Source organism: Rhizobium sp. Root483D2, assembly GCF_001426685.1.
Lineage (GTDB): Bacteria > Pseudomonadota > Alphaproteobacteria > Rhizobiales > Rhizobiaceae > Pararhizobium > Pararhizobium qamdonense.
Genome location: NZ_LMFB01000019.1, coordinates 456,364 through 481,102, shown reverse-complemented (window position 1 = coordinate 481,102; position 24,739 = coordinate 456,364). Strand labels below are relative to the sequence as shown.

Below are 24,739 nucleotides of genomic sequence, written 5' to 3'. Positions count from 1 at the left end.
TCACTCCTGGTCCCAGCGGAGCAGGTGGAACGGCAATGAGCGAAAACGGCGAAACACGGCAGAAGGGAACGTTGGTGCGGCGGCATGTCAGCCTGCGCCGCCGCCTGGTGCGCCTGACATTTTACGTGCTCATCCTGGTTGCCGCCATTGCCGCTGCGGGCTTCCTCTATTTCGCCGATTCGGTCGCCTCTCTGCAGCCGCCGGCCAATCCGAAGGCTGATGCGATCGTGGTTCTGACCGGAGGTTTCCAGCGGATCGACCAGGCGGTTGAACTGCTGCAGATGGGCGCTGGAAAGCGGCTCTTGATCTCGGGCGTTCACCCCGCGACCACCGGCGGCCAGATCCGCCGCAACACCCAGAGTTCGGCCGACCTGTTCAAATGCTGCGTCGATATCGGTCATGATGCGATCGATACGATCGGCAATGCCAACGAGACCGCCAACTGGATTCGCGACAATGGTTATCGCAGCATCCTCGTCGTCACCAACAATTACCATATGCCGCGCAGCCTGCTGGAATTGCGCCGGGCCAATCCGGGCATAGAGTTCATCGCCTATCCCGTCGTCAATTCCGATTTGAAAAGCACCAACTGGCTGGCAAACCCGATGGTGCTGAAGACGATCCTCCTGGAATATCTGAAGCTGACGATTGCGTCGGTGCGCGATGCGCTCGGCGCGCATCCGGCCAGCGGATTGCGCACGGAAACCAGGGATGCCGCCAGCAGCGGCTAGACATCCTGCCCGATCGCGCCACCCAGCTGTTTGCCTTGGCGGAATATTGGTGTAGGCAGCGGGCTAACCTTTTCGCTGCGAAAGCCTGCCCGATGATCATCCTGCGTTCAGTCCTGTTCAACATCGTGTTCTACATCAACCTGATCCTACAGATGGTCGTGATGACGCCGTTCTATTTCCTGGCGCCGCGCAAGACCTCGTGGTTCGTTCCGAAGAACTGGGCGCGCAGCAATCACTGGCTGTTCCGGGTCATCGTCGGCACGACCTTCGAGATCGAGGGATTGGAGAATATCCCCAAGGGCGGCTATATTTTCGCGCCCAAGCACCAGTCGTTCTGGGATGTCTACGCCCTGCTGCCATGGCTGGCGGACCCGTTCTTCATCCTCAAGCGCGAACTCGTATGGATCCCGCTGTTCGGCTGGTATGTCCAGAAGCAGCGCATGGTGCCGGTCGATCGCGGCGCACGCGGCAAGGTGATGGCGGCGGTGATGAAGCGCGCCAAGGACGAACTAGCAACGGGCCGCCAGCTGATCATCTATCCGGAAGGCACCCGCCGTCCGCCGGGCGCCCCGCCGGAATACAAATATGGCATCGCAAGGCTCTACCGCGATCTGGACATGCCGGTGATCCCCGTCGTCATGCATCCCGGCCTGTTCTGGCCGCGCCGCAAGTTCCTGCGCTATCCCGGCCATTTCAAGGTGCGCATCCTGCCGCCGATCGGTCCAGGGCTGGACCCCGACGTGTTTTTGAAAACACTGGTCGATGTCATGGAAAGCGCCAGCGATGCGCTGCTTGTGGAAACCGTCCGGGATAATCCGCAGGTGCCTCTGCCGCCGACAGCGGTGCAGCGGCTGAAGGAGTTGAACGAACTGAACGGGCGCGGCGCTTAGAGCCTCGTACGATCAATGAGGCTCTAAGCATGAGACAGGAGCCTCTCGACGATGGCGGCGACGTCCTCCAGCCAAGGATCGCGAATGCCCATCTCTTTCAGATGGGCGAGCGTATTGACCACATATTCCGGATTGGGTCCTGATTTGCCATGCGATACTGCGACAATAGCGGCGGCATCCTCGGCGCTGAGCGCACCTGCATATTGCACATGGGTGCGGTCGATCGTGTAGGTCAATGCCGCAACCCGGCGGCCATCGGCAAGCAGGATGGGCATGATGCGCTCAAGATAGACATGGGTGACCAGTTCGCGCTCGCGCAGGTAGCTTAAAACATCGTCCTTGTCCTTCGACGCCACCTGGAACGCCATGCCACGGCAGGAGCCGCCATGGTCGAGACCGAGCACGAGGCCCGGCCGTTGCGGCGTTCCCCGGTGCACGAAGGAGCTGACACAGAGCGAGCGCCGGTAGCCGAACGCCCGCGCTGTCATCTTGTCCGCAAAGGCAAAGCCGGGGTTCCACATCAGCGAACCATAGCCAAACACCCAAAAATCGTCCATATCCACTGCCATTCACATCCATGCCATTCCGGCGCCACAAAACGGGGCCAGGAGCGGCGGACAGTCCACTCTGGTGCTTTCCTAGCGCATCTGCCGGGTAATCGGAATCGATTTCCTGCACGGTATCGGAGCGCATGCGGCGGTGGATGGCCAGACCGGCAGACCAGACTTCCCGTGCGGAAGCTTGCGCACGAACGACGGAGCAGACCATGACCGCAGCAGATATCGCCGCCCCCTCCGCCGGTAGCCGGAAAATCAAACGGCTGGCGATCGGCATCGTGCTGTTCCTGATCGTCTATTGCGGCGCATGGTTTGTCGCGGCCAACCAGATCGAGACGCGGCTCGCACATTTTCTGACCGAGAAGAAGGCGAGCGGCGCCTCGGCTGAATGCGACGATATGAACGTACGCGGCTTTCCCTTCCGCATCGGCCTGTTCTGCAACAGCGTCCGCCTCGATGATATCAAACGCGGCGCATCCGCCTCCTTCGGCGCGTTGCGCTCGGCAGCCCAGGTCTACAGGCCGGGCCATGCGATCATCGAACTCGACGGCCCGGCGGAAATCCGCTTCTCCCCCGGCATGACAGTCTCGGCAGACTGGGAACTGATGCATGCCAGCGTGCAGGCGGCGCTCTCCGGCCTTGACCGCACCTCGCTCACCTATGACAAACTGGCGGGAACCGCCATGCTCCCCGCTTTCGAGGATGATGCAGCACCCGGCGACACCCATAAAATCATCTTCAACGCCGGGCATGGCGAAGCCCATTTCCGCCAGAACGGCCCTGATCTCGATGCGGCGCTCAGCGTCGATCAATTCGATCTGAAGCTTGATGCCGGAACAAGCCTGCTGCCGCCCGTCAATGCCAGCGCCGACATGACCTTCGCCGAGCGGGGCATCCTGATGCAGCGGGGCGGCTGGAAGCCGGACGCGCTGCGCGGCAGCAAGGGCGAGATGCGCAACCTGACGCTCGACCTCGGCAATGACATGGTCACGACCGCCTCCGGCCCGTTCAGCGTCAACGATCAGGGCCTGATCTCCGGAGAATTCAGCGTCACCATGAAGAATATCGAGGGCTGGCGCCAGAACCTCGTCAAGGTCTTCACCGACAAGGACGGCACCGTCATGGTCAACAACATCGCCAACATGCTGACCGCGCTTGCCGACGGCAAGAACGAGGCGACCGTGAAGCTCAACGTGCGCGACGGGATTGCATTCCTGGCGTTCTTCCCGATCGGGGAACTGCCGCAGCTGTGATGAGGATTATGCGAACACGCGATCAGTGCGCGTGTTTTGCAAAAAAGAACCCGCCGAAGCGGTCACCCTGATCGCAACTGTTAGCCTAGAAGCAAGGCGATCTTTTCTTTGAAAATCATGAGGGCTGAGAACAGTGCGAGGGCACTGATCGTGGCAGTGACGATAAAGCCTTTGCCTGGAAGATGCGCAACCCGCTCAACAAGCGTCGCGATCTGAATTCGCACGTCACCAAAATCCTTTTGCAAGGAATCGAACTTCGTTTCTATCTTGTCGAAGCGCTTTTCGAGTGCATCCATCCGCTTTTCCATGCCGCCATTATTGCCACCATCGCCACCTGATTTCAACTGGGGCCGTTCGAACGAAGCGACCCATCCCTTGACCTCGCTACCAATCTCGTTCTGGTTTGCACTCTTAGGCATCGCCATCTGGCTCTCCCTTCGATGGGGCTAGATTTGTTACGCCGGTACCAATGCCGTGCATGAGACTTTGCAGAGGTCCGCGGGCTCTATCGAATAACTGGCGCTGCTCCGAGGTCAGTTGCATGGATTCGAACGCCTGCCCCATCGCAAAGACGATGTCGAGGATGGAAATCATGTTCAGATAGACTTCAGCGACATGTTTGATCTCAGCGGGCCGCTCATCTTGACCAAAGGTTTCTCGGATGACTCGTTGAAAATGTTCGCTAGCGGCAACAGAATCGTAGTTTGGTTTAGTGTCACTCACTGCATCACGTCCTTCCAGTGCTCAACGCACTCGACATTCGCGAGGTTGATCAGATCTTCGCCTGCCCATCATGTTCGTCAATACAAACGATGTGAAACGCTCTGGTTCTTATGAAACGGCTCGTTAGCCATCCACTCGCTATCCTCGCAAGTTCGACGCGAAACACGCATAAGTCAAGCGGCAGCGCACGCAAAAACACTCTTCATAATAGAAGAAAAGCTACTTTAACGTGCATTCACGTGCAAGAGCCTTACGAAGCGGAATAAACGTCTTCGAACATTGCCAGACGCCGCAGTAAAGAACCGCCTACTTCTGATCCATCGCATGCCGGCCGAAGTCAGCCATGTCCGTATCCTGGCCCGCCTGGACGATCGAGCGGCGGATGGCGCGGGTGCGGGTGAAGAGGTCGAACAGCTTGTCGCCGTCGCCCCAGCGGATCGCCCGTTGCAGATAGGCAAGGTCCTCGGAAAAGCGCGACAGCATTTCGAGGATAGCATCCTTGTTGTGCAGGCAGACGTCGCGCCACATGGTCGGGTCTGATGCTGCAAGACGGGTGAAGTCGCGGAAACCGGAAGCGGAATATTTGATCACTTCGGATTCGGTCACCGCTTCCAGATCATCCGCCGTGCCGACAATGTTGTAGGCAATGATATGCGGAAGATGCGAGACGATCGCCAGAACCTTGTCGTGATGCTCGGGGTCCATGTCATCGACCATCGACCCCAGCGTTTCCCAGAACGTCCGCAGCTTGGCCTTGGCGGTTTCGTCGGTATCCGGCAGCGGCGTCAGGATGCACCAGCGGCCCTTGAACAGGCCGATGAAGCCGGCATCCGGGCCGGAATATTCGGTACCCGCAATCGGATGCCCGGGGATGAAATGCACGCCCTGCGGCATATGCGGCGCCATCTGGGCGATGACAGAGCCTTTGGTCGAGCCGACATCGGTGACGATGGCGCCCGGCTTGAGGTTCGGCGCGATCTCGGCAGCGACAGCGCCGGAAGCACCGACCGGCACCGAGACGATGACCAGATCTGCATCCTTCACCGCATCGGCCGCCGATGTCGTGTAGCGGTCGCCCAGGTTCAGCTGCTCTGCCCGCTTCAGCGTCGCGTCGCTGCGCGTCGAGACCACGACGGTACCGGCGAGGCCCTTGTCCTTGATCTCGCGGGCGATCGACGAGCCGATCAGGCCGATGCCGATCAGCGCGATGGTTTCGAATTGCTGTGCCATCACACCCGGCCCATAAATTCGGTGAGTGCGGCAATCACACCCTCATTGGCCTCGGCCGAGCCGACGGTCATGCGCAGCGCATTGGGAAGCCCATAGCCGCGCACCGCGCGCAGGATGAAGCCACGGCTAGTCAGGAATTCATCGGCCTCCGGCGCACGCTTGCCGTCGAGATCGGGGAAATGGATCAGCACGAAATTGGTGACCGACGGCGTCACGCGCAAACCGAGCGCCGAGAGCGCATCGGTCAGCTTGCCGAGCCAGAGCTGATTGTGCTCGACGGCGGTTGCGGCGAAAGCCTGATCGCGGATCGCAGCGGCACCGGCGGCAATGGCCGGCGCATTCATGTTGAAGGGTCCGCGCACCCGGTTCAGCGCATCGATGATGGCAAGCGGCGCATACATCCAGCCGATCCTGAGCGCTGCAAGCCCATGGATTTTCGAAAACGTGCGGGTCATCACCACGTTCCGGTTGGACGACACCAGCTCGAGGCCCGCCTCATAATCATTGCGGCGGACATATTCGGCATAGGCAGCGTCGAGAACCAGGATGACGTTCTTCGGCAGGCCGGCCTGCAGGCGGCGCACTTCGTCGACCGGAACATAGGTGCCCGTCGGGTTGCCGGGATTGGCAAGAAAGACCATTTTGGTGTTCGGCGTGACCGCAGCAAGAATGGCATCGACAGTGACCTGGCAATCGGTTTCCTTCACGGTGACCGGCGTCGCGCCGGCCCCCATGATCTGGATCTTGTAAACCAGGAAGCCATGCTCGGTGATGATCGCCTCATCGCCGGGCGCCAGATAGACGTGGCAGAGCAGGCCGAGCAGTTCATCGGACCCGTTGCCGCACATCAGGTTGGCGATGTTGAGGCCATAGACGGAGGCGATCGCCTCGCGCAATTCGATCGCCTGGCCGTCCGGATAGATTTCAAGCTTGGCCGCAGCCTTCTGGAAGGCCTCGATCGCCTTCGGGCTTGGCCCCAACGGGGTCTCGTTCGAAGACAGCTTATAGACCTTGGCGACACCCGGCGCATGCTCCTTGCCCGGCACGTAAGCGGCAATATCAAGGATACCGGGACGTGGCGTGGGGCTCTGGATGTCTGCGCTCATGGGATCAGCTTTCGGCAACAGGGAAATGACGCTCAGCCAATACCGGTGCAGCGGGTTTTTGTCGAGTGCGATGCTTGGCTCGCGCCTGTGACTTACCCCCCTCTGTCGGCGACGCCGACATCTCCCCCTCAAGGGGGGAGATTAGCCGCCAGCTCTGTCGCCATAAGGGAAAGGAATAATCTCCCCCCTTGAGGGGGAGATGTCACCCCCGGGTCTTGCCTTCGGCAAGCCCGAGGACCGGCTCCGTGACAGAGGGGGACGAGCGGGCTCCGTGGCCAAAATGGACCTACCCAACATCCCGCGTCGTCGGAACGCCCTGTGGCGCGAGCACCGGCACGAAGACACGGCGCGAGGCGCGGGCGGCGACCGGAAGGCCTTGGTAGAGCCGCTTTTGCGCCTCGACGATGATGACGCCGGAAAACACCGGCCAGAGCGAGCGGCCGATGCGCTCGAATGCCTGGCGCATCTTCAGGATCAGTTTCAGTTTCGACGGCGGGAAAAACAGGGCATCGGCGGAGGCGCCGGGGGTGAAATTGGTTTCGCGCAGCAATGCGGTGAGCTGTCCGCGCGAATAGGGCCTACCTGACCCGAACGGCGTGTGCTCCATGCGCGCCCAGACGCCACGGCGATTCGGCACGACGATGACCAGCCGTCCGCCCGGCGCCAGAATGCGCCAGAGCTCCTTCATCGTTTCGCGTGGATTTTCCGCAAATTCCAGCGAATGCACCATCAGCACCCGGTCGATCGACGAATCAGGCAGCGGCAATTCCTCGTCGAAGATCAACGCCGTCGAGGACAGCTCTGCCACCGGCCAGTTTACCGCGCCCTGCCCCGCCGGCATGAAGGCAAAGGTCCGCTCCGTATCGGCGCGGAAACGATCGAGATAGGGAACGGCATATCCGAGCCCCACCAACCGCTCTTCCGGCAACCGCGCCCAGACGGACGACAGCGCCATGCCGATCGATTGTTCGGCAAAGCGCCCGAGGCGGGAATGATAGAACTGGCGAAGGTCGACGATATCTGCGTGCATGACATGCATGTTAGACTGGAACAGGTGGACTTCAAGGCGCGGCTCACTACATTCGCCATAACGCCCCGCCCCTCCGCAGGAATTCTCTCATGGCCAAACTCGACATCGAACTGTTCCCATGCCGCTCCGACAATTTCGGCGTGCTGATCCACGATCCGGAAACGGGCGCCACCGCCTCGATCGATGCGCCGGAGGAACAGCCGATCCTCGACGCCTTGAAACGCCGGGGCTGGACGCTGACGCATATTCTCACCACCCATCATCATACCGACCATGTGGACGCCAACCTGGCGCTGAAGACGCGTTATGAGGCGACGATCATCGGCCCGGAAAACGAAGCCAAGAAAATTCCCGGCATCGACATGACCATTGGCGACGGTGGTGACTTCGAATTTGCCGGCCACAAAGTTCATGTTTTCGAAACGCCGGGGCACACGGCCGGGCATATCTGTTTCTATTTTCCAGACGACAAGCTGCTGTTTTCCGCTGATACGCTGTTTGCGCTCGGCTGCGGCCGTCTGTTCGAAGGTACACCGGCGCAGATGTGGGCCTCGCTACAAAAACTGATGGCGCTGCCGGACGATACGGTGGTCTATTTCGGCCATGAATATACGCTGTCCAACGCCCGCTTTGCCGTCACCGTCGATCCGGACAATGCGGCGCTGAAATCGCGGGCGGCCGAGATCGAGGCGTTGCGCGCCAAGGGCGCCTTCACCGCGCCGACGACACTGGGACTGGAAAAGACAACCAACCCCTTCCTGCGGCCGCATGACGCGGCCATAAGGGCACATCTGCATATGGACAACGCATCGGACGCTGAGGTCTTTGCCGAAATCCGCAAGCGCAAGGACAATTTCTGATGGACGTCCAACTGCCGCTCTCGGCGAAAGCCATTATCGAAACGTTGAACATGCAGCGCCATCCGGAAGGCGGCTGGTATATCCAGACCTTCAAGGACACAGCAGGCGGCCCGCGAGGATACTCGACGGCCATCTATTATCTCCTGGAGCGCGGCGAACGCTCGCACTGGCACCGGGTCCGCGATGCGGTCGAGGTCTGGCACTTCTATGCCGGTGCGCCCCTGGCGCTCAGCATCGCTGAGGATGGCAAGCCTGCCACGACCATCAAGCTCGGCTCGAATATCCTGATCGGCGAACTGCCGCAGGCCGTGGTGCCGGCGAACGGCTGGCAATCGGCAACTTCGCTTGGTGCCTGGACGCTGGTGGGCTGCACCGTTTCACCGGGCTTTGATTTCTCGGCCTTTGAAATGGCCCCGCCCGGCTGGCAGCCGTCTGCGCTCTAAGTCTACGCGGCGGGCTGCGCGGCGCGCGACCGGTCCCGGAAAATGATATCCTTGGCCGCCAGCACCGCGCCGCCCGTGACGAACAGGCAGGCGAGCGCAATGCGCCACGACGGCTCGGCAAAACCGAAGGCGATCAGCACCAGCGTGGACAGAACCGGTGCCGCATAGCTGGCAACACCGAGGATCTGGATATTGCCGTTCTTGACGCCGTAATCCCAGGCATAGAAGGCAGCCCCGACCGGCAAGAGGCCAAGACCCACAACCGCAATCCATTGCGTGGCGCTTTCCGGCCAGACCGTGGTTTCGAGCCCAAGATGGCACAGGAACGACAGCGCCGCAGTTGCCAGGCAAAAGCCGGTGACGACATCGGTCGAAACCGCCTCGAACCGCCGCGTCAGCAGCGAATATCCCGACCAGGTGAAGGCGCAGGCCAAAGCCGCGCTATAGCCCATCACATAGGCATCATCGAACTGGACGCCGTTGCGCGCCACGATCAGGATCGTGCCGGCCAGACCGCAGACGGCGCCCGCGACATGATACCAGCGCAGCCGCTCGCCCGGCAAAAGCGCCGAACCGACGACGATCAGCAGCGGCCACAGATAGGCTATCAGCCCGGCCTCAACAGCCGGCGCATTCCGAAGCGCCGTGAAATAGAGGAAATGGTAGCCGAACAGTCCGGCAATGCCGACGATCCAGACCTGTGCCGGCTGCCTGAGAAGCTTGAGCCGCGCGGGCTTCAGCGCCAGGACGGCGAGGCCTGGAATACTGCCGATCGAAAAGCAGATGGCCGAGAGCTGGAAAGGCGGCATCGTGCCGGAGGCGGCGGTAAACAGCGCCAGCAGCGACCACATCAGGATCGCCGAAAAGCCGATCAGCGTTGCCTTGACCTTCATGCCTGTGCCCCCCGGCGCAAATGGAAATGTCAGCTTCCGAACCGCGTGGCCCAGATGGTGACCGGGCCGTAGCTGGTGGGGATGCGGACGTAGACCGGAGCATATACATTCACCGCTTCAGCCTTGGCAAACCAGATTTCCATGGTTTCCAGCTTGCGCAGGTAATCGACGTCGTCGCGGCCCTTGCGGAAGCCGGATTTCGGCACGAACTTGATACCGCAGACGATGACATCGCCCGAAAAACCCTCCGTCTTGAAGGGCTTTGTGCCCTTGGGCGAGAGCTTCAGGTCCATGCGCGATTCGCCGTCAAAGACCGGCACGCTTTTCGGGCAGACCCGCGTATCGGCCGGAAAGATCAGGCCGGAGAGCGGATCGACGACATTGCGCATATCGGCCTTGGTCACCGGCACCCAGTTTTTCGGGATCTTGCGCGGCGGTTTCATCGAGGCGGATACCACATCGCCATCACGGAACTGGACATCGATCGCCCGGCCCTTCTTACCGCTCTGATAGCGCACCCGGTATTCGGAAGCACTCAGCTGGTCACGGCCGATGACGCCAGATACCGAGGTTTCACCCGAGGTCTTTGCAAAAATATCGGCAAGCCCTGCCGAGTTCATCGTGCCGGAAATGGTGTAGCGCTTGTCGTTCAATGCCGTATGGAACGAGGCCTTGGCAATCGGTAGGCCGGCAAGCGAGATGCTGTAATCCGTATTATGCGTGATATCGGCGGCAAAAGCCGTACCTGTGGAAAACGTTGCCGTTGCAAACGCCAGAAGCGCCGAGACACCGATGCGCCAGTTCATTCCTCAGCCCTTCCAATTGGTCATGCGACAACAGCCGATACGGTGTGTTTACGGCATTTCTGCGCCGCAAACCCCGCTTTTGCCACAAGCCTTAACGCATGGACCAATAAAGTAGAATTGCCCGCCGCAAAGATGTATAGGGACGAGGAGAATCCAAACCGTACGGCATCTCCGGCTTGAAAGACCCTGCGTTTCTCAAGAGTTTTTCCCGGAAAACGAAGGTTTGGCTTGACGCCGCGGCTCTGTCTGACTATAGAACCGCAACTTTCCAATCATGGCCAACGGAATGCGGCCTGGGCATATGGCCCGCCAACGCATGGACCGAAGGCGAAAAGAAAAATAGGTGCATCATGTCCCGTAGTTGCGAATTGACCGGCAAGGGCGTCCAGTCGGGCAACAATGTGAGCCACGCAAACAACAAGACCAAGCGCAAGTTCCTTCCGAACCTGTGCCAGGTTACGTTGATTTCCGACGTGCTCGGCCAGCGTTACCGTCTGCGCGTTTCGGCCGCAGCTTTGCGTTCGGTTGAACACCGCGGTGGTCTCGACGCATTCCTGATCAAGGCTGACGAAGTCGAGCTGTCGATGCGCGCTCGCCTGCTGCGCCGCCAGATCGTCAAGAAGACGGCTGAAGCCGTCGCTGTCGCCGCTTAACCGGCACACTTGATTACACAGATGAGAAGGCTTGCTAGGGCAACCGGCGAGCCTTTTTCTCGTGTCCTATAGACTGTAAACCGTCTGCGCTTGCCGGCCCAAAAGCATGGCAAAGAGCGGGCTCCGATCGCTCCAACTGGTGGCATACCCCAGGATAAAAAAATGCTTAAAAACCGCACGTTTCTCACCTATGTCGCGCTGATGACCCTCGTGGTCGTGGCCTCCAATTTCCTGGTCCAGTATCCCCTGCCCGGCTCGATTGCCGGCATGCAATTGGGTGATCTGCTCACCTGGGGCGCCTTCAGCTATCCGATCGCCTTTCTCGTCACCGACCTTACCAACCGCCAGTTCGGACCACGCACTGCCCGCAAGGTGGTGATTGCCGGCTTTGCCGTCGCCATCGTCCTGTCGGTGCTGGTCGCCACACCGCGCATCGCGATCGCCTCGGGTTCGGCCTTCCTGTTCGGCCAGCTTCTGGATATTTCGGTGTTCAACAGGCTGCGGGCGCAGAGCTGGTGGCGCGCGCCGCTGATCGGGTCGCTGTTCGGCTCTTTCCTCGATACCGCGATCTTCTTCTCCTTCGCCTTTGCCGCCGTCTTCGTGGTCTTTGGCCCGAACGATCCCTTCGCGCTCGAAAGCGCGCCGATCCTCGGCGTCATGACCGCAGAAGCACCGCGCTGGATCTCCTGGGCGCTCGGCGACCTCAGCGTCAAGATCATCGTCGGCCTGGTCATGCTGTTGCCCTATGGCGCATTGATGAACGTGATCAAGCCGATGCCGGGTGCGAAGGCCAACGCCTGAGACGGATACCCGATGAAAGCAATGCAGCCCGCATCACTCCCATGATGCGGGTTTTTTCTTGCCTGTTTTTCTATTCGGTCAACCGGAATTCCAGCATCAGGTTGCGCTCGAGGATCGAGTGATTGTCGTCAGGCACGAGGATGAGGCGGGTGTCGCCGGGCTCGACGATCACGTCGAGGCCTTCCATATTGTCGATCTGATAGCCCATGTCGGCATTCAAAAGAATGTCGCCATCGACCACTGCGCCCGGCTTGATAGCGTCACCCTTGATGCGGCGGATCTGCATGCCGATGCCCTCGGCAAAGCTGAAGCGACGCTCCAGAATGAGGAGGTCGCCATTGGGCAGGAACGCGCCGTCGGTCACGGCAAACGCCCCCTTGCGGACGACACCGAAAATGCCTTTGCGTGGACCGTCAAGCACGGCAGCCAGAAGGTTTCCGTTCGCGTCGAAACTCAGCTCCGACACCACGGTGACGCCGCCTGCAAGCGGACTGTCCTTCGGAGAGACGGCGATGGTTTCCAGACCGCGATTGCCACGCAGCGACGTGACCGGAATGAGAAGCGGCAGGGTCGCCAAAGGCCCGGACTGGGCAAAGCCCGGATCCGGATAGACATCGACGCGGTGCAACCCCTCATAGCTCGCCAGAACCTCACCGTTTCGCAGGGCGACGCCCTCGCAATCCATCCGCTCCTTGACCTGCTCCGAGCGGCCGTTGGCGTCGATCATCGAGGTGACGGTGAGATCGCTCGTGCCGGAGAGCTTGCCCTCCTGGTCGCGCCGGATTTCACCTTCGACCCAATGGCCGGTATCCATGATCGCGAGGAAGGACTTCCGGTCCGGACGAAAGCGGATCGACGAAATCGCGCCGAGCAGCGCGTTCGACGACGACATTTCGATGCCGCCGATAAATTCCAGCTTGCCGAACCGTTTCTGATCCGAGCCGATCTTGAAATTCTCGATCTGCCGGCTTTTCACCGGAACGGTTTCGGACGGTGCGAGCGGCGCCGCAACCGAGGGCGTAGCGGCCAGGAACAGGGAAAGGGCGGCGGCCTGGATCAGTGTCGCTTTCAAAAGACGTCCTTCTGGCAGGCCGGCAGGAAGCACAAAACGGCTCCGGAAAATTCACCATGCAATATGCAGAAAAGACCGGAGCCATAGTCGTGCCCCGGCCGGCAAGACAATCAGCTCGCACGCCGCCGTGGCGCAGCAGCCCGGCGCCGGGAGCTCTCGTCGTCGAACAGCGACGCCAGCTGCTCGGTCATCGCACCTGCCAACTCGTCGGCATCGACGATGGTCACGGCCTTGCGATAATAGCGCGTCACGTCGTGGCCGATACCGATCGCCAGCAATTCGACTGGTGAGCGCGTCTCGATCTGATCGATGACAGCGCGCAGGTGCCGTTCGAGATAGTTGCCCGGATTGACCGACAGGGTGGAATCATCAACCGGCGCACCATCCGAGATCATCATCAGGATGCGGCGCTGCTCGGAACGGCCAAGCAGGCGGTTATGTGCCCAGATCAGCGCTTCGCCGTCGATATTTTCCTTCAGCAAACCCTCGCGCATCATCAGGCCGAGATTGCGGCGCGCGCGGCGCCAAGGGGCGTCGGCGGACTTGTAGATGATGTGGCGCAGATCGTTGAGACGTCCCGGCATCTGCGGCTTGCCGCTGGCCAGCCATTTTTCACGCGACTGTCCGCCCTTCCAGGCCTTGGTCGTGAAGCCGAGGATTTCGACCTTGACGCCGCAGCGCTCCAGCGTGCGGGCCAGGATATCCGCGCAGGTCGCCGCAACCGTGATCGGCCGTCCGCGCATCGAGCCGGAATTGTCGATCAGCAGCGTGACGACCGTATCGCGGAAATTGGTATCCTTCTCGCGCTTGAAGGAGAGCGGCTGCATCGGGTCGATGATCATGCGCGTCAGCCGCGCCGAATCGAGATAGCCCTCTTCCAGGTCGAATTCCCAGGACCGGTTCTGCTGCGCCATCAGGCGGCGCTGCAACCGGTTGGCCAGACGGCCGACCGCGCCCTGCAAATGCGCCAGCTGCTTGTCGAGGAAGGCGCGCAGGCGGTCGAGTTCGGCTTCGTCGCAAAGCTCTTCGGCCGTGGTCGTCTCGTCGAATTCCTCGGCAAAGACGCCGTAATCGACCTTATCGTTGAAATCGTCGAACGGATGGCTCGGCCGCTTGACCTCGCCGGGCGTTTCGCTGTCGTCCTCGCCATCGTCCGACATCTCCTCTTCGGAGATTTCGGCACCGTCCATCTCGCCGTCGTCCATCTGCTCGTCGGCAGATTCGTTTTCGTCGGCTGGAGCGGCGTCGGAGCCGGCATCGTCGTCGGAGCTGTTTTCATCCTGCTCCTGGCTGCGCGGCTGGTCCTCGTCGGTCTGGCTTTCCTGATCGTCCGGCTCGACATCGTCGTCGCCGTATTTCTCGGCCATCTCCATCGAGGTCAGCATATTGCGCACGACGCGGGCAAAGGCCTGCTGATCGTTCACAGCCGCAGACAATTCCTTCATGTCGCCGGCGGCTTTTTCCTCGATGAAATCGCGCCAGAGATCAAGCACCTTGCCGGCGGAGGCAGGCGGCTTCTGGCCGGTCAGCTTTTCGCGCACGATCAGGGCAACCGCCTCTTCGATCGGCGCATCCGCCTGGCGGTCGATATTGCCGAAATTGGCCCGGGCGTATTTCTCGTCCAGCATCGATGTCAGATTGCTGGCAACGCCGGTCATGCGCAGCGACCCGATCGCCTCGACGCGCGCCTGCTCGACGGCATCGAAAATGCCGCGTGCGTCGGCACCCTGCGGCGCCATGGTGGCGTGGATGCGGGCATCATGGCAGGCCTTGCGCAGCGCCATGGAATCGCCGAGCCCGCGGGTCACCGCAAGTTCCTGGCGCGTCGGCCGCTTGGAGATTTCCGGCAGCCGCACGCGTTCGCCCGAAAGGCCCGGACGCTCGTTGGCAAACACGACCTCGACCTCCGAATCGCCGGCAATCGAGCGGATACAACCGGTCAGTGCGCGGCGGAACGGTTCCACATCCACGACGCCGGCCGGCCTTGCTTTCGAATTGTCGCCCCGGCCTGCCATCGATCAGGCCGTGGCTTCGAGCACGATATTGGCAGCGCTTTCCTTCAGCTCGACACCGAAGGCGCGCTGATAGTGTTCGGCCACCAGCGCCCGCTCAAGCTCGTCGCACTTGTTGAGGAAGGTGACGCGGAACGCAAAGGCGATATCGCCGAAGATATGCGCGTTTTCAGCCCAGGTGATGACGGTACGCGGGCTCATCACGGTCGACAGGTCGCCGTTGATGAAGGCTGCACGGGTGAGATCGGCAACGCGGACCATCTTGGAAACCGTGTCACGGCCGCGATCCTTGGTGAAGCCCTTGACCTTGGCGGCAACGATATCGACCTCGTTGTCATGCGGCAGATAGTTCAGCGTGGTGACGATCGACCAGCGGTCCATCTGCGCCTGGTTGATCTGCTGCGTGCCGTGATAGAGGCCGGTCGTATCGCCGAGGCCCACGGTGTTGGCCGTCGAAAACAGGCGGAAAGCCGGGTGCGGCCTGATGACGCGGCTCTGGTCGAGCAGCGTCAGGCGGCCCGATGATTCGAGCACGCGCTGAATGACGAACATCACGTCCGGGCGGCCGGCATCATATTCGTCGAAGACGAGCGCGACATTGTGCTGGTAGGCCCAGGGCAGGATGCCGTCCTTGAATTCGGTGACCTGCATGCCGTCCTTGACGACGATCGCGTCCTTGCCGACGAGATCGATACGGCTGACATGGCTGTCTAGGTTGACGCGCACGCAGGGCCAGTTGAGACGGGCCGCGACCTGCTCGATATGGGTCGATTTGCCGGTGCCGTGATAACCGGACACCATCACGCGGCGGTTATGGGCAAAGCCGGCCAGGATGGCGAGCGTCGTCTCGCGGTCGAACAAATAGTCGGGATCGAGATCCGGCACATAGGCATCGCCCTTCGAATAGGCCGGCACGCGCAGATCGGTATCGATACGGAAAACGTCACGGACGGAAACCGTCGTATCGGGGAGATTGGAAATATCGAGGTCTACCTTGCTCATCATGTCTCCAGCACGGTAAAGCCCCTACGATCAATTTGCGGGGGCGCTCCCGTCTATGCCTTTATAAATGTGTGACCGTAATAAAACGGGTTCCTAGCAGAAGCCAGCCTGTTTTAACAATTGATATGCCTGGATCACGGCGCGAAAACGCTCTTCCGATCCCCTGTCTCCGCCATTTGCATCGGGGTGATGCTTTTTTACAAGCTCTTTATACGCCGACTTCACATCTGCCGCAGTTGCATTGGCATGCAGACCCAGCGTTTCGAAGGCCTTGGCCTCCAATGTCTTCAGCTTGCGCAGCCGCGGCTCCTGCCGGTTGGCGCGGGCCCGCGCCTGATCGACAAAGCCGAAGGGATCGCGCATGCGGGCCTGCGCACCGGCCGACCCCGACCGTTGCTGCGACTGCTGCGGCGCATTCTTGGCGTTCTTGTTGACGCCCACCGTCCAGGTCGGGCGGTGGCCGGTGATGGCTTCCTTCTGGTAGCGCGCGATCTCGCTGTCGGACAGGCCGGAAAAATAATTGTAGCCCTTGTTGTATTCCTTGACGTGTTCGAAGCAGAACATGAAAAACTCGTTCTCTGCATTGCGGCCCACCGGCGCGCGATGGACGGCGTTCTCCTCGCACCCGTCCCACTGGCACTTCGGAGCCATCGGCTCGGGCTTCTGGGTCGCCCTGCGGCGCGTCCGGATCCCATCAAAGTATTTTGAATCAAGTTTCATGGCGCTAATTATGGGGCGTGGCGGACGCCACAACAAGAATTGACAAACGGGAATGTTGCAGGCTTTGTGAAGCCATTTTGCACCGCGCACAGCGCAATCCCGGACGGGCCGCTCGTTTACGATCGATGCCAGCCGAAAAGCCAGAGAATCGGGGCTAAAACATGTCGCTTCAAAGCCGCATCGAAACAAAACTCAACACGGCTTTTTCGCCCGAACGGCTGATCGTTGTCAACGAAAGCCACCTGCATGCCGGTCATCATCCGGACATCGACGGCACCGGCGAAACCCATATGCGGGTGCGCATCGTCTCCAGCGCGTTCATCGGCATGAGCCGCATCGCCCGCCACCGCGCCATCAACGAGGTTTTGCAGCCCGAGATCGACGCCGGATTGCATGCGCTGGCGCTGGAACCGGCTGTTCCAGGCGAAGCCACCCGCTGGTGAGCGGCATCGGCAGCCACAAGGGCTGACCGTTTCAAAACCTGCCTGAATTACTCGACGCTTTCGGTCTTGACCGGCAGCGGAGGCAGGGTCGGGTCATCGGCTGGCCGGATTCTGAGCCGCGTGATCCGGTTCTTCACCCGCTTCATGACGATGAAGCGCTTGCCGTAGAAGGTAAACGCCTGCCGCTCCTCCGGGATCGTCCGGGATTCGTGGATGACAAGCCCGGCAACCGTGGTCGCCTCCTCGTCCGGCAGGGTCCAGTCGAGTGCGCGGTTGAGATCGCGGATCGGCACGCTGCCATCCACGACGATCGAGCCGTCGGCTTCCTGGCGCACGCCCTGGATTTCGATATCGTGTTCGTCGGAAATATCGCCGACGATTTCCTCCAGAATATCCTCCAGCGTCACCAGCCCCTGCACCTCGCCATATTCATCGACGACGATGGCGAAATGCACCTTGCGGCGCAGGAAGGCGTTGAGCTGTTCCTTCAGATTGGTGGTTTCCGGCACGAACCACGGCTTTTGCGCGATGCGGACGATATCCAGATTTTCCGGCTCGACATCCGGTTCCGCCAGCGCCCGCAACAGGTCCTTGGCATGCACGACCCCGATGATGTTGTCGGTCGATCCGCGCCAGACCGGCATGCGGGTATAGGGACTTTCGAGCACCGCGCGAACCGCCACTTCCGGCGCATCATCGGCATTGATGCCGCGCATCGAGGTGCGGTGGATCATGATGTCGGAAATTTCCAGCTCGCCCAGATCGAGAACGCCGCCGAGCCGGTCGCGGTCGGCCTTGATGACCGAGCCTTCCCGGTGCAGGAAATCGACCGCACCGCGCAATTCCTCATGCGCCGTCAGCATCGGCATTTCCGAAGACAGATTGATGCCGAACAGGCCGAGAATGCGGCGCACGATCCAGTTGACCAGGCTCGAAACCGGGCCGACCACCAGAACGATGACATTGACCGTGCGTGCCACGCCAAGCGCAAACCGGTCCGGCGATGCGATCGCCCAGCTTTTCGGCAGCACCTCGGCAAAGATGACCAGAATGATCGTCATGGCGAGCGTCGCATAGGCCACGCCGGACGCGCCGAAGAAATGCAGGAACAGACTGGTGGCGATCGATGACGACAGGATATTGGCAAGGTTGTTGCCGATCAGAAGCGCGCCGATCAGCCGGTCGCGGCGTTCGATCAGGCGGTTGACCATGCCGGCCCGCTCATCGCCATTGGCCTCCAGCGTGTGCATCCTTGAGCGCGATGCCGCAGTCAGCGCCGTTTCCGAGCCGGAGAAAAAAGCCGACAGCACGATCATCACGAGAATGATCAGAATGCCCGGACCGTAGTCGGTCAGGAAGAGCGTGAAGGCTTCGTTGCTCATCCCGGATGCTTTTCCTTGAGAAACGCGGTCACTTCCGATCCCGGAACGTCATCGGCGACAAAGGACTGGCCGATGCCGCGCGTCAGGATGAAGGTGAGCTTGCCGCCACTGACCTTCTTGTCCTGGGCAATCGCGTTCATCAGCGTCTCCACGGGCGGCAAAGTGCCGGGAATTTCATCCATGCGGGTCGGCAGGCCCACCGCCCGCAGATGCGCTTCGACGCGCCTGGCGTCATCGGGGCTTGCAAGGTTCATGCGCGCCGAGAACTGATGGGCCAGCACCATGCCGATCGCCACCCCCTCGCCGTGCACGAGACGCGCGCCATCATACTGCGTCGCCGCCTCCAGCGCATGGCCGAATGTGTGCCCGAGATTGAGCAGCGCCCGCTGGCCGTTTTCGCGTTCGTCGGCAGCAACCACATCGGCCTTGGCCTGGCAGCTGATGGCGATCGCCTCGATACGGACGTCGCCGCCGGCAAAGACGGCCTGCCAGTTGTTTTCCAGCCAGGCAAAGAAGTCCGGCTTGTCGATCAGGCCATATTTGGCGACCTCGGCATAGCCTGCCTTGAATTCGCGCGGGCTGAGCGTATCCAGCACATCCGTATCGGCCAGAACCAGATCCGGCTGATGGAACACGCCGATCAGGTTCTTGCCGTGCGGCGAGTTGATGCCGGTCTTGCCGCCGACGGACGAATCCACCTGGGCCAGAAGCGACGTCGGGATCTGGATGAAGCGCGATCCGCGCCGGGCGATACCGGCGGCAAAGCCGGTGAGATCGCCGATGACGCCGCCGCCAAGGGCGATAACGGCATCGTTGCGCTCGATGCGGGCCCCAAGGATCGCCTCGCAGACCGGGATCAGATGTTCGAAGCTCTTGGTCTTTTCGCCGGCCGGCAAAACCAGCGACACGGCGGTGATGCCCTTTACTTTCAGGCTTTCCATCAACGGCTCGAGATAGAGCGGTGCGACATGCTCGTCGGTGATCACGGCCATGCGCCGGCCCTTCAGGCGCCCGGCGATCTCGTCTGCGGCCGTTGCAATGAGGCCGGGACCGATGAGGATATCATAGGACCGGTCGCCGAGATTGACGCGGACGGTTTTGCGGGCGGCAGATAAACGGGTCGTGGTCATGGCTTCACTTCTTCGGGAGACTGGCGAGAGCGGCAAGAACCTCTTCCACCATCACCTCTTTCTTGACATCGCGCGACAGCACCGTCAGGTCCGCCTCAGCATAGATTGGATAGCGGGCGTGCATGAGGTTTTCCAGCGTCTGCTTGGGGTTTTCGGTTTTGAGGAGCGGACGGCTGTCACGCTTGTTGACCCGCTCCCACAGCACCTCAAGCTCGGCATTCAGCCAGACAGAGAGACCCTGGCGCTTGATATGCTTGCGGGTGCGCTCGTTGATATAGGCGCCACCGCCGGTGGAAACGACGCGCGGGCCGGTCTTGAGCAACCGCTTGATGACGCGGGTCTCCAATGCGCGGAACTCGTCTTCGCCATAGGCCGCGAAGAGTTCCGTGATCGTCATGCGCGAAACACGCTCGATTTCATGATCGGAATCGACGAAGGGAATTCCGAGCGCCGAGGCCGTAATCCGGCCGACCGCCGATTTTCCAGCCCCCATCAGACCGACGAAGACGAGGTTTCGTCGCCCGAGCGCGGCCTTCGCCCGCTCGACCAGCGCTTCGGAAACCGGTTCAATCACGTCGCTCATGCAGTTTTAATTTCCCCGTTCCGCTCCGGTATCGACAAAACAGCTGGAAGCGTCAAGACTTCACGGCATACAAGGTCACGGGAATCCCGCGCGATACAGCGGTTCTTGCACTTGCAAACAGGCATGGTCATATAGACCCCTGACGTCAGAGCCTCGCATGATCAATGAGGCGCATGCTGTTGCCTCATTGATCATACGAGGCTCTAGGAGTTGAAAATGCCCACCCTGTTCCGGTTCCTGTTCATCTGCGCCCTGATCGGCGGCGTGATCTATGGAACGATGGTGGCGCTGGTGACATTCGTCAATCCGGTCGAGCGCGACGTCACCATCCGCATTCCCTCCGAGCGGATCAACAAGCCGCAATGATCGATCTTTCCGCCGCCCATATGGAATCCTTCCTGGAGATGATGAGCGCCGAACGGGGTGCTGCCAACAACACGTTGATCTCCTATGAGCGCGATCTCGAAGACGCCTATTCCTTCTTAAAGCAGCGCGGCGTCAAGCCGACGGATGCAGCTTCCGATGACCTGCGCGCCTATCTCTCGCATCTGGCGCAGCAGGGCTTCAAGGCCTCCTCGCAGGCCCGCAGGCTCTCGGCACTGCGGCAGTTCTACAAGTTTCTCTATGCCGAAGGCCTGCGCACGGACGATCCGACCGGCGTTCTCGACGCGCCGAAGAAAGGCCGTTCGCTGCCCAAGGTGCTCAGCATCGACGACGTGTCCAAGCTGATCGGTCAGGCGGAAGCGGAAGCGGCAAAAAGCGGCGGCGATACGGTTGCGCGGCTGCGCATGCATGCGCTGATCGAACTGCTCTATGCCACCGGTATGCGCGTCAGCGAGCTCGTATCGCTACCGGCCTCCGTGCTTGCCCAGAACGGCCGTTTTCTCGTCGTTCGCGGCAAGGGCAACAAGGAGCGCATGGTGCCGCTGTCGCATTCGGCGATCCGCGCGATGCAGGCCTATGGCACGGCGATGGCCAGCGACAATGCCGCGCAGAAAACGCCGCCGCCGGAAAGCCCGTGGCTCTTTCCCTCCTCCGGCAAGGCGGGTTACCTGCCGCGGCAGGTTTTTGCCCGCGACTTGAAGGATCTCGCCGCCCGCGCCGGCATCCGCGTTGCGGCGATCTCGCCGCATGTGCTGCGCCATGCCTTTGCCAGCCATCTGCTTGCCAATGGCGCCGACCTTCGCGCCGTGCAGGAACTTCTCGGACATTCGGACATTTCAACGACACAAATCTATACCCATGTGCTGGAAGAACGGCTGCATCAGCTGGTCCAAAACCATCACCCTCTTGCCAAACACGCGAAAAAACAGGATTAGGAGCGCCAGAACACTTGGCCGGGACGGCTGAAACGTCATACCCGTAGCCACTGGCGCAATATGATCGGAAACGCATCACATGCACAATTATCTCGATTTCGAAAAACCAATCTCCGATCTCGAAGGCAAGATTCACGAGCTGAAGAAGATTGCCAGCGAGGACGAGAGCATCGACACGGCCGACGAGGTCGAGCGTCTGGAAGTCCGCGCCCGCGAGGCGATGGCCGAAATCTATTCCAAGCTGAACCCCTGGCAGAAGACGCAGGTCGCGCGCCATCCGCAGCGCCCGCATTTCCAGGAATATGCCGCCAACCTCTTCACCGAATTCACGCCGCTGGCCGGCGATCGCAAGTTTGCCAATGACGAGGCGATCCAGGCAGGTCTCGCGCGCTTCCGCGGCACCCCTGTCGCCGTCATCGGCCAGGAAAAGGGCAACGACACCAAGTCGCGCATCAAGCACAATTTCGGCAGCGCCCGGCCGGAAGGCTACCGCAAGGCGATCCGCGTCATGGAGATGGCCGACCGTTTCGGCCTGCCGCTGATCACCCTGATCGATACGGCCGGCGCCTATCCGGGCATTGGCGCCGAAGAACGCGGCCAGGCCGAGGCCATCGCCCGCTCGACCGAAATGTGCCTGAACATGCGGGTTCCGATCGTCTCCGTGGTCATCGGCGAAGGTGGTTCCGGCGGCGCGATCGCGATCGCCACCGGCAGCCGCGTCTACATGCTGGAGCACTCGATCTACAGCGTCATCTCGCCGGAAGGGGCCGCCTCCATCCTCTGGCGCGACAGTACGCGTGCCAAGGAAGCGGCAACCAACATGAAGATCACGGCCGAAGACCTGAAGTCGCTCGGCATCATCGACGGCATCATCACCGAGCCAGTCGGCGGCGCGCATCGCGATCCCAACGCCGTGATCGAGAAGACCGGCACCGTCATCGCCGATGCGCTGAAGGAGCTTTCGGGCCGCACCGGCGACGAATTGCGCTCTGACCGCCGCCAGAAATACCTGGCGATCGGCCGCCAGCTCTAAGCAAATTTGCTGGCTTTGGGAGGATCGGCGTGGCAAATCTGTGCGCGGTCCAACCTTGGCCATATTCTGGGCGTCTGGAACGGTTGAGCAGGGCGGTTTTGTAAGGTTAATATTTTGTGAAGTAAAAGGGCATATTGATTCCCTGTGGACCGCCTGCACGGAAAGCCACGTTCGACAGTTTTCTTGATGGACCTTTGCCGATGCGTTTGACACATCTTGTTGCCACCGCTGCCATCGCTGCGCTCCTTTCGAGCTGCACCGCCAATGAGGCGATGGACACCGTCGATGTCGACCTCAAGAAGGTCTCCAGCAAGGTCAACTACCAGCTCTCCGGCAAGATCGTCCAGAAGATGCAGGCAATGAGCATGGCGAAGGATTCGCCGATCATGCTGCGCATCTTCAAGGAGGAAGGCGTTCTCGAAGTCTGGAAGGCCAATGCCTCCAACCGCTACGAGATGCTGCGCCAGTACAAGATCTGCGCCTGGTCGGGCAAGCTCGGCCCGAAGGTAAAGGAAGGCGACCGCCAGGCGCCGGAAGGGTTCTACCCGATCTCGCCCGGCCAGATGAATCCGAATTCCAGCTATTATCTGGCCATCAATACCGGCTTTCCCAACCGCTTCGACCAGGCCAACGGCCGTTTCGGCACCAATCTGATGATCCACGGCGCCTGTTCTTCGTCGGGTTGCTATTCGATGACCGACGAGCAGATGCAGGAAATCTTTGCGCTGTCGCGCGATGCCTACAAGGGCGGCCAGCAGGCGATCCAACTGCAGGCCCTGCCCTTCCGCATGACGGCCGAGAACATGGCGCGGCACAAAAACAGCCCGAACATCGACTTCTGGAACATGCTGAAGCCCGGCTACGACCAGTTCGAGATCACCAAACGGCCGCCGGAAGTGAATATCTGCGAGAAGAAATACGTCTTCAACCAGCAGACCGACGGCAAATTCTCGCCGACCGGCCAATGCCCGGCCATGTCGACCCCGGCAACCATGCAGGGCGCGCTCGCCAGCTATAACAAGAAATACAACGACGACTACGCCAAGGCGACCAAGAAGCTCGACGGCATGGTCTGGTATGAGCCGAGCGAAGCCGAGCGCAAGGCGATCGTCGCCAAGCAGCGCGTCGGCAAGGAACTGGCCTATGCCCCGACCGGTACCTCGCTGGACGCCGGCAAGCTTATGAAGGTCGCCGACCTCGAAAAGCAGGAAGCCCGCCGGGCCGAGCTGGAAGAGGTCAAGAAGGCGATCGAAATCCAGAAGGCCGAGCTGGACAAGTCCACCAAGAACGGCAAAAACGTGCCGGTGCCTGCGGAAAATCCGTTGCCCAAACCAGTGCAGCAGGCCGCCGTCGAACAGCCGGGCGCTGCGCGCAAAGGCTTCTGGGGCAGCCTGTTTTCCAAGAGCGGCGCCGATGCGCAGCAGCTCGAGCCGGCAGCCGCAGCGCCTATCAACGCGGCTCAAGAACAGCAGCCGGCTGGCCAGAAGCAGGCCGTGCAGCAAGCCGCAGCAACGGCAACGCCCCAGCCTGTTACGACCGCAACGGTGAAGAAGCCCGCCGATGCCGCAGCCGCCCAGACAGCGGCCGCCACCGACGCGGCACCGGTCGCCGAACAGGCAGTGGCCGAACAGCAGCCGAAGAAGCGGCCATTCTGGAAACTCTGGGGCAATTGATGCCCGACGGCCTGATCTATGACCTCAAGGGGCTGAAATGCCCCTTGCCGGTCTTGCGAACACGCAAGCGCATGCTTTCCCTTGCTCCCGGCACGCTGATCACGGTCGAGACCACCGACCCGCTTGCCATCATCGACATTCCGCATTTCTGCAACGAGGACGGCCATAGCCTGGAGCAATCCGAGGCGCTGTCCGGCGGCCACCGTTTCGTCATCCGCAAGAAGGCTTGACGTCCAAGGTCAAACTTGACGGCGAGAGACCTGTTCTGTCCCGCCGGGCACATTCTGCCGTAAAGACGGCCAAGCAGTCCTCTCCATCACAACTTCTCTAGATTTCTCAAAAAAATTCCGGAACGATGTCGATCGAGCCGGGCGTCGTTCGTCGTATGGTCAGG

At 60.9% G+C, this 24,739-nt stretch carries 28 protein-coding genes; 13 read left to right on the top strand and 15 right to left on the bottom strand.

The window, feature by feature from the left end:
• The first annotated feature begins 35 nt into the window (after positions 1-35).
• Entirely contained in the window at positions 36-731 is a 696-nt protein-coding gene (locus ASD32_RS18530; RefSeq protein ID WP_060639479.1) for a YdcF family protein, read from the top strand.
• A gap of 92 nt (positions 732-823) precedes the next feature.
• On the top strand, positions 824-1,621 hold the full coding sequence (locus tag ASD32_RS18525) for a 1-acyl-sn-glycerol-3-phosphate acyltransferase (protein ID WP_060639478.1): 798 nt from the start codon (positions 824-826) through the stop codon (positions 1,619-1,621).
• A gap of 23 nt (positions 1,622-1,644) precedes the next feature.
• On the opposite strand, the gene ASD32_RS18520 is transcribed toward ASD32_RS18525, so the two are convergent.
• Positions 1,645-2,190: a gamma-glutamylcyclotransferase gene (locus tag ASD32_RS18520; RefSeq protein WP_060639477.1), complete on the bottom strand. Its 546-nt coding sequence runs from the start codon at positions 2,188-2,190 to the stop codon at positions 1,645-1,647.
• A gap of 197 nt (positions 2,191-2,387) precedes the next feature.
• Here ASD32_RS18520 and ASD32_RS18515 point away from each other — a divergent pair, with 197 nt between their 5' ends.
• Positions 2,388-3,431 (top strand): DUF2125 domain-containing protein, encoded by a 1,044-nt coding sequence (locus tag ASD32_RS18515; RefSeq protein ID WP_060639476.1) that lies wholly within the window; start codon positions 2,388-2,390, stop codon positions 3,429-3,431.
• 80 nt (positions 3,432-3,511) lie between these two features.
• Here ASD32_RS18515 and ASD32_RS18510 read toward each other — a convergent pair whose 3' ends face one another.
• The 5 genes from ASD32_RS18510 to ASD32_RS18490 form a co-directional block, all read right to left on the bottom strand.
• On the bottom strand, positions 3,512-3,856 hold the full coding sequence (locus tag ASD32_RS18510) for a hypothetical protein (RefSeq protein WP_060639475.1): 345 nt from the start codon (positions 3,854-3,856) through the stop codon (positions 3,512-3,514).
• A complete protein-coding gene (locus ASD32_RS18505; protein ID WP_060639474.1) occupies positions 3,843-4,154 on the bottom strand; it encodes a hypothetical protein in 312 nt (103 codons plus the stop codon). Before ASD32_RS18505 ends, ASD32_RS18510 begins: the two co-directional genes overlap by 14 nt.
• A gap of 306 nt (positions 4,155-4,460) precedes the next feature.
• The gene (locus ASD32_RS18500) at positions 4,461-5,387 is read right to left on the bottom strand and encodes a prephenate/arogenate dehydrogenase family protein (RefSeq protein WP_060639473.1); all 927 of its coding nucleotides are present in this window, start codon (positions 5,385-5,387) and stop codon (positions 4,461-4,463) included.
• A complete protein-coding gene (gene hisC, locus ASD32_RS18495; RefSeq protein WP_060639472.1) occupies positions 5,384-6,490 on the bottom strand; it encodes a histidinol-phosphate transaminase in 1,107 nt (368 codons plus the stop codon). Before hisC ends, ASD32_RS18500 begins: the two co-directional genes overlap by 4 nt.
• A gap of 286 nt (positions 6,491-6,776) precedes the next feature.
• Positions 6,777-7,520 carry a class I SAM-dependent methyltransferase gene (locus ASD32_RS18490; RefSeq protein WP_060639594.1) on the bottom strand — a complete coding sequence of 248 codons (744 nt, stop codon included), beginning with the start codon at positions 7,518-7,520 and terminating at the stop codon, positions 6,777-6,779.
• An 89-nt stretch (positions 7,521-7,609) separates the two neighbouring features.
• On the opposite strand from ASD32_RS18490, the gene gloB reads away from it, so the two are divergent.
• Together gloB and ASD32_RS18480 are read left to right on the top strand one after the other, a co-directional pair.
• Positions 7,610-8,380 carry a hydroxyacylglutathione hydrolase gene (gene gloB, locus ASD32_RS18485; protein ID WP_060639471.1) on the top strand — a complete coding sequence of 257 codons (771 nt, stop codon included), beginning with the start codon at positions 7,610-7,612 and terminating at the stop codon, positions 8,378-8,380.
• Positions 8,380-8,823: a cupin domain-containing protein gene (locus tag ASD32_RS18480; RefSeq protein ID WP_060639470.1), complete on the top strand. Its 444-nt coding sequence runs from the start codon at positions 8,380-8,382 to the stop codon at positions 8,821-8,823. The genes gloB and ASD32_RS18480 overlap by 1 nt, the downstream gene beginning before the upstream one ends.
• A 2-nt stretch (positions 8,824-8,825) precedes the next feature.
• Here ASD32_RS18480 and ASD32_RS18475 read toward each other — a convergent pair whose 3' ends face one another.
• Complete coding sequence (locus ASD32_RS18475; protein ID WP_060639469.1) at positions 8,826-9,716, bottom strand: EamA family transporter; 891 nt, start codon at positions 9,714-9,716, stop codon at positions 8,826-8,828.
• A gap of 29 nt (positions 9,717-9,745) precedes the next feature.
• Positions 9,746-10,522, bottom strand: a complete 777-nt coding sequence (locus tag ASD32_RS18470) for a DUF3108 domain-containing protein (RefSeq protein ID WP_082546811.1) — start codon at positions 10,520-10,522, stop codon at positions 9,746-9,748.
• 350 nt (positions 10,523-10,872) lie between these two features.
• On the opposite strand from ASD32_RS18470, the gene rpmB reads away from it, so the two are divergent.
• Together rpmB and ASD32_RS18460 are read left to right on the top strand one after the other, a co-directional pair.
• Positions 10,873-11,175 (top strand): 50S ribosomal protein L28, encoded by a 303-nt coding sequence (rpmB, locus tag ASD32_RS18465; RefSeq protein WP_037099739.1) that lies wholly within the window; start codon positions 10,873-10,875, stop codon positions 11,173-11,175.
• A gap of 162 nt (positions 11,176-11,337) precedes the next feature.
• Positions 11,338-11,976 (top strand): queuosine precursor transporter, encoded by a 639-nt coding sequence (locus tag ASD32_RS18460; protein ID WP_060639468.1) that lies wholly within the window; start codon positions 11,338-11,340, stop codon positions 11,974-11,976.
• Positions 11,977-12,046: 70 nt separating this feature from the next.
• Here the strand turns inward: ASD32_RS18460 and ASD32_RS18455 are convergent, their stop codons facing one another.
• The 4 genes from ASD32_RS18455 to ASD32_RS18440 form a co-directional block, all read right to left on the bottom strand.
• Positions 12,047-13,012 (bottom strand): esterase-like activity of phytase family protein, encoded by a 966-nt coding sequence (locus ASD32_RS18455; RefSeq protein WP_244490201.1) that lies wholly within the window; start codon positions 13,010-13,012, stop codon positions 12,047-12,049.
• Between the two features lie 146 nt (positions 13,013-13,158).
• The gene (cobT, locus tag ASD32_RS18450; protein WP_060639467.1) at positions 13,159-15,063 is read right to left on the bottom strand and encodes a cobaltochelatase subunit CobT; all 1,905 of its coding nucleotides are present in this window, start codon (positions 15,061-15,063) and stop codon (positions 13,159-13,161) included.
• Positions 15,064-15,066: 3 nt separating this feature from the next.
• Positions 15,067-16,062, bottom strand: coding sequence for a cobaltochelatase subunit CobS (gene cobS / locus ASD32_RS18445; RefSeq protein WP_060639466.1), 996 nt, complete (start codon positions 16,060-16,062; stop codon positions 15,067-15,069).
• 93 nt (positions 16,063-16,155) lie between these two features.
• On the bottom strand, positions 16,156-16,791 hold the full coding sequence (locus tag ASD32_RS18440) for a J domain-containing protein (protein ID WP_156383239.1): 636 nt from the start codon (positions 16,789-16,791) through the stop codon (positions 16,156-16,158).
• A 152-nt stretch (positions 16,792-16,943) separates the two neighbouring features.
• Here ASD32_RS18440 and ASD32_RS18435 point away from each other — a divergent pair, with 152 nt between their 5' ends.
• On the top strand, positions 16,944-17,225 hold the full coding sequence (locus tag ASD32_RS18435) for a BolA family transcriptional regulator (RefSeq protein WP_060639464.1): 282 nt from the start codon (positions 16,944-16,946) through the stop codon (positions 17,223-17,225).
• Between the two features lie 47 nt (positions 17,226-17,272).
• Here ASD32_RS18435 and ASD32_RS18430 read toward each other — a convergent pair whose 3' ends face one another.
• The 3 genes from ASD32_RS18430 to ASD32_RS18420 are packed head-to-tail and all read right to left on the bottom strand — an operon-like array spanning position 17,273 to position 20,320.
• Entirely contained in the window at positions 17,273-18,607 is a 1,335-nt protein-coding gene (locus ASD32_RS18430) for an HlyC/CorC family transporter (RefSeq protein WP_060639463.1), read from the bottom strand.
• Positions 18,604-19,737, bottom strand: a complete 1,134-nt coding sequence (gene aroB, locus ASD32_RS18425) for a 3-dehydroquinate synthase (protein ID WP_060639462.1) — start codon at positions 19,735-19,737, stop codon at positions 18,604-18,606. Before aroB ends, ASD32_RS18430 begins: the two co-directional genes overlap by 4 nt.
• Positions 19,738-19,741: 4 nt before the next feature.
• Positions 19,742-20,320 (bottom strand): shikimate kinase, encoded by a 579-nt coding sequence (locus tag ASD32_RS18420; RefSeq protein ID WP_060639461.1) that lies wholly within the window; start codon positions 20,318-20,320, stop codon positions 19,742-19,744.
• 216 nt (positions 20,321-20,536) lie between these two features.
• Here ASD32_RS18420 and ASD32_RS30325 point away from each other — a divergent pair, with 216 nt between their 5' ends.
• The 5 genes from ASD32_RS30325 to ASD32_RS18400 all read left to right on the top strand — a co-directional run bounded on the left by ASD32_RS30325 (position 20,537) and on the right by ASD32_RS18400 (position 24,575).
• Positions 20,537-20,686, top strand: a complete 150-nt coding sequence (locus tag ASD32_RS30325) for a hypothetical protein (RefSeq protein ID WP_156383228.1) — start codon at positions 20,537-20,539, stop codon at positions 20,684-20,686.
• Positions 20,683-21,639, top strand: a complete 957-nt coding sequence (gene xerD / locus ASD32_RS18415) for a site-specific tyrosine recombinase XerD (protein WP_060639460.1) — start codon at positions 20,683-20,685, stop codon at positions 21,637-21,639. The genes ASD32_RS30325 and xerD overlap by 4 nt, the downstream gene beginning before the upstream one ends.
• 79 nt (positions 21,640-21,718) lie before the next feature.
• Positions 21,719-22,672 (top strand): acetyl-CoA carboxylase carboxyltransferase subunit alpha, encoded by a 954-nt coding sequence (locus ASD32_RS18410; protein ID WP_060639459.1) that lies wholly within the window; start codon positions 21,719-21,721, stop codon positions 22,670-22,672.
• Between the two features lie 200 nt (positions 22,673-22,872).
• On the top strand, positions 22,873-24,345 hold the full coding sequence (locus ASD32_RS18405) for a murein L,D-transpeptidase family protein (protein WP_060639591.1): 1,473 nt from the start codon (positions 22,873-22,875) through the stop codon (positions 24,343-24,345).
• Entirely contained in the window at positions 24,345-24,575 is a 231-nt protein-coding gene (locus tag ASD32_RS18400; protein WP_060639458.1) for a sulfurtransferase TusA family protein, read from the top strand. Before ASD32_RS18405 ends, ASD32_RS18400 begins: the two co-directional genes overlap by 1 nt.
• Positions 24,576-24,739 lie beyond the last annotated feature (164 nt).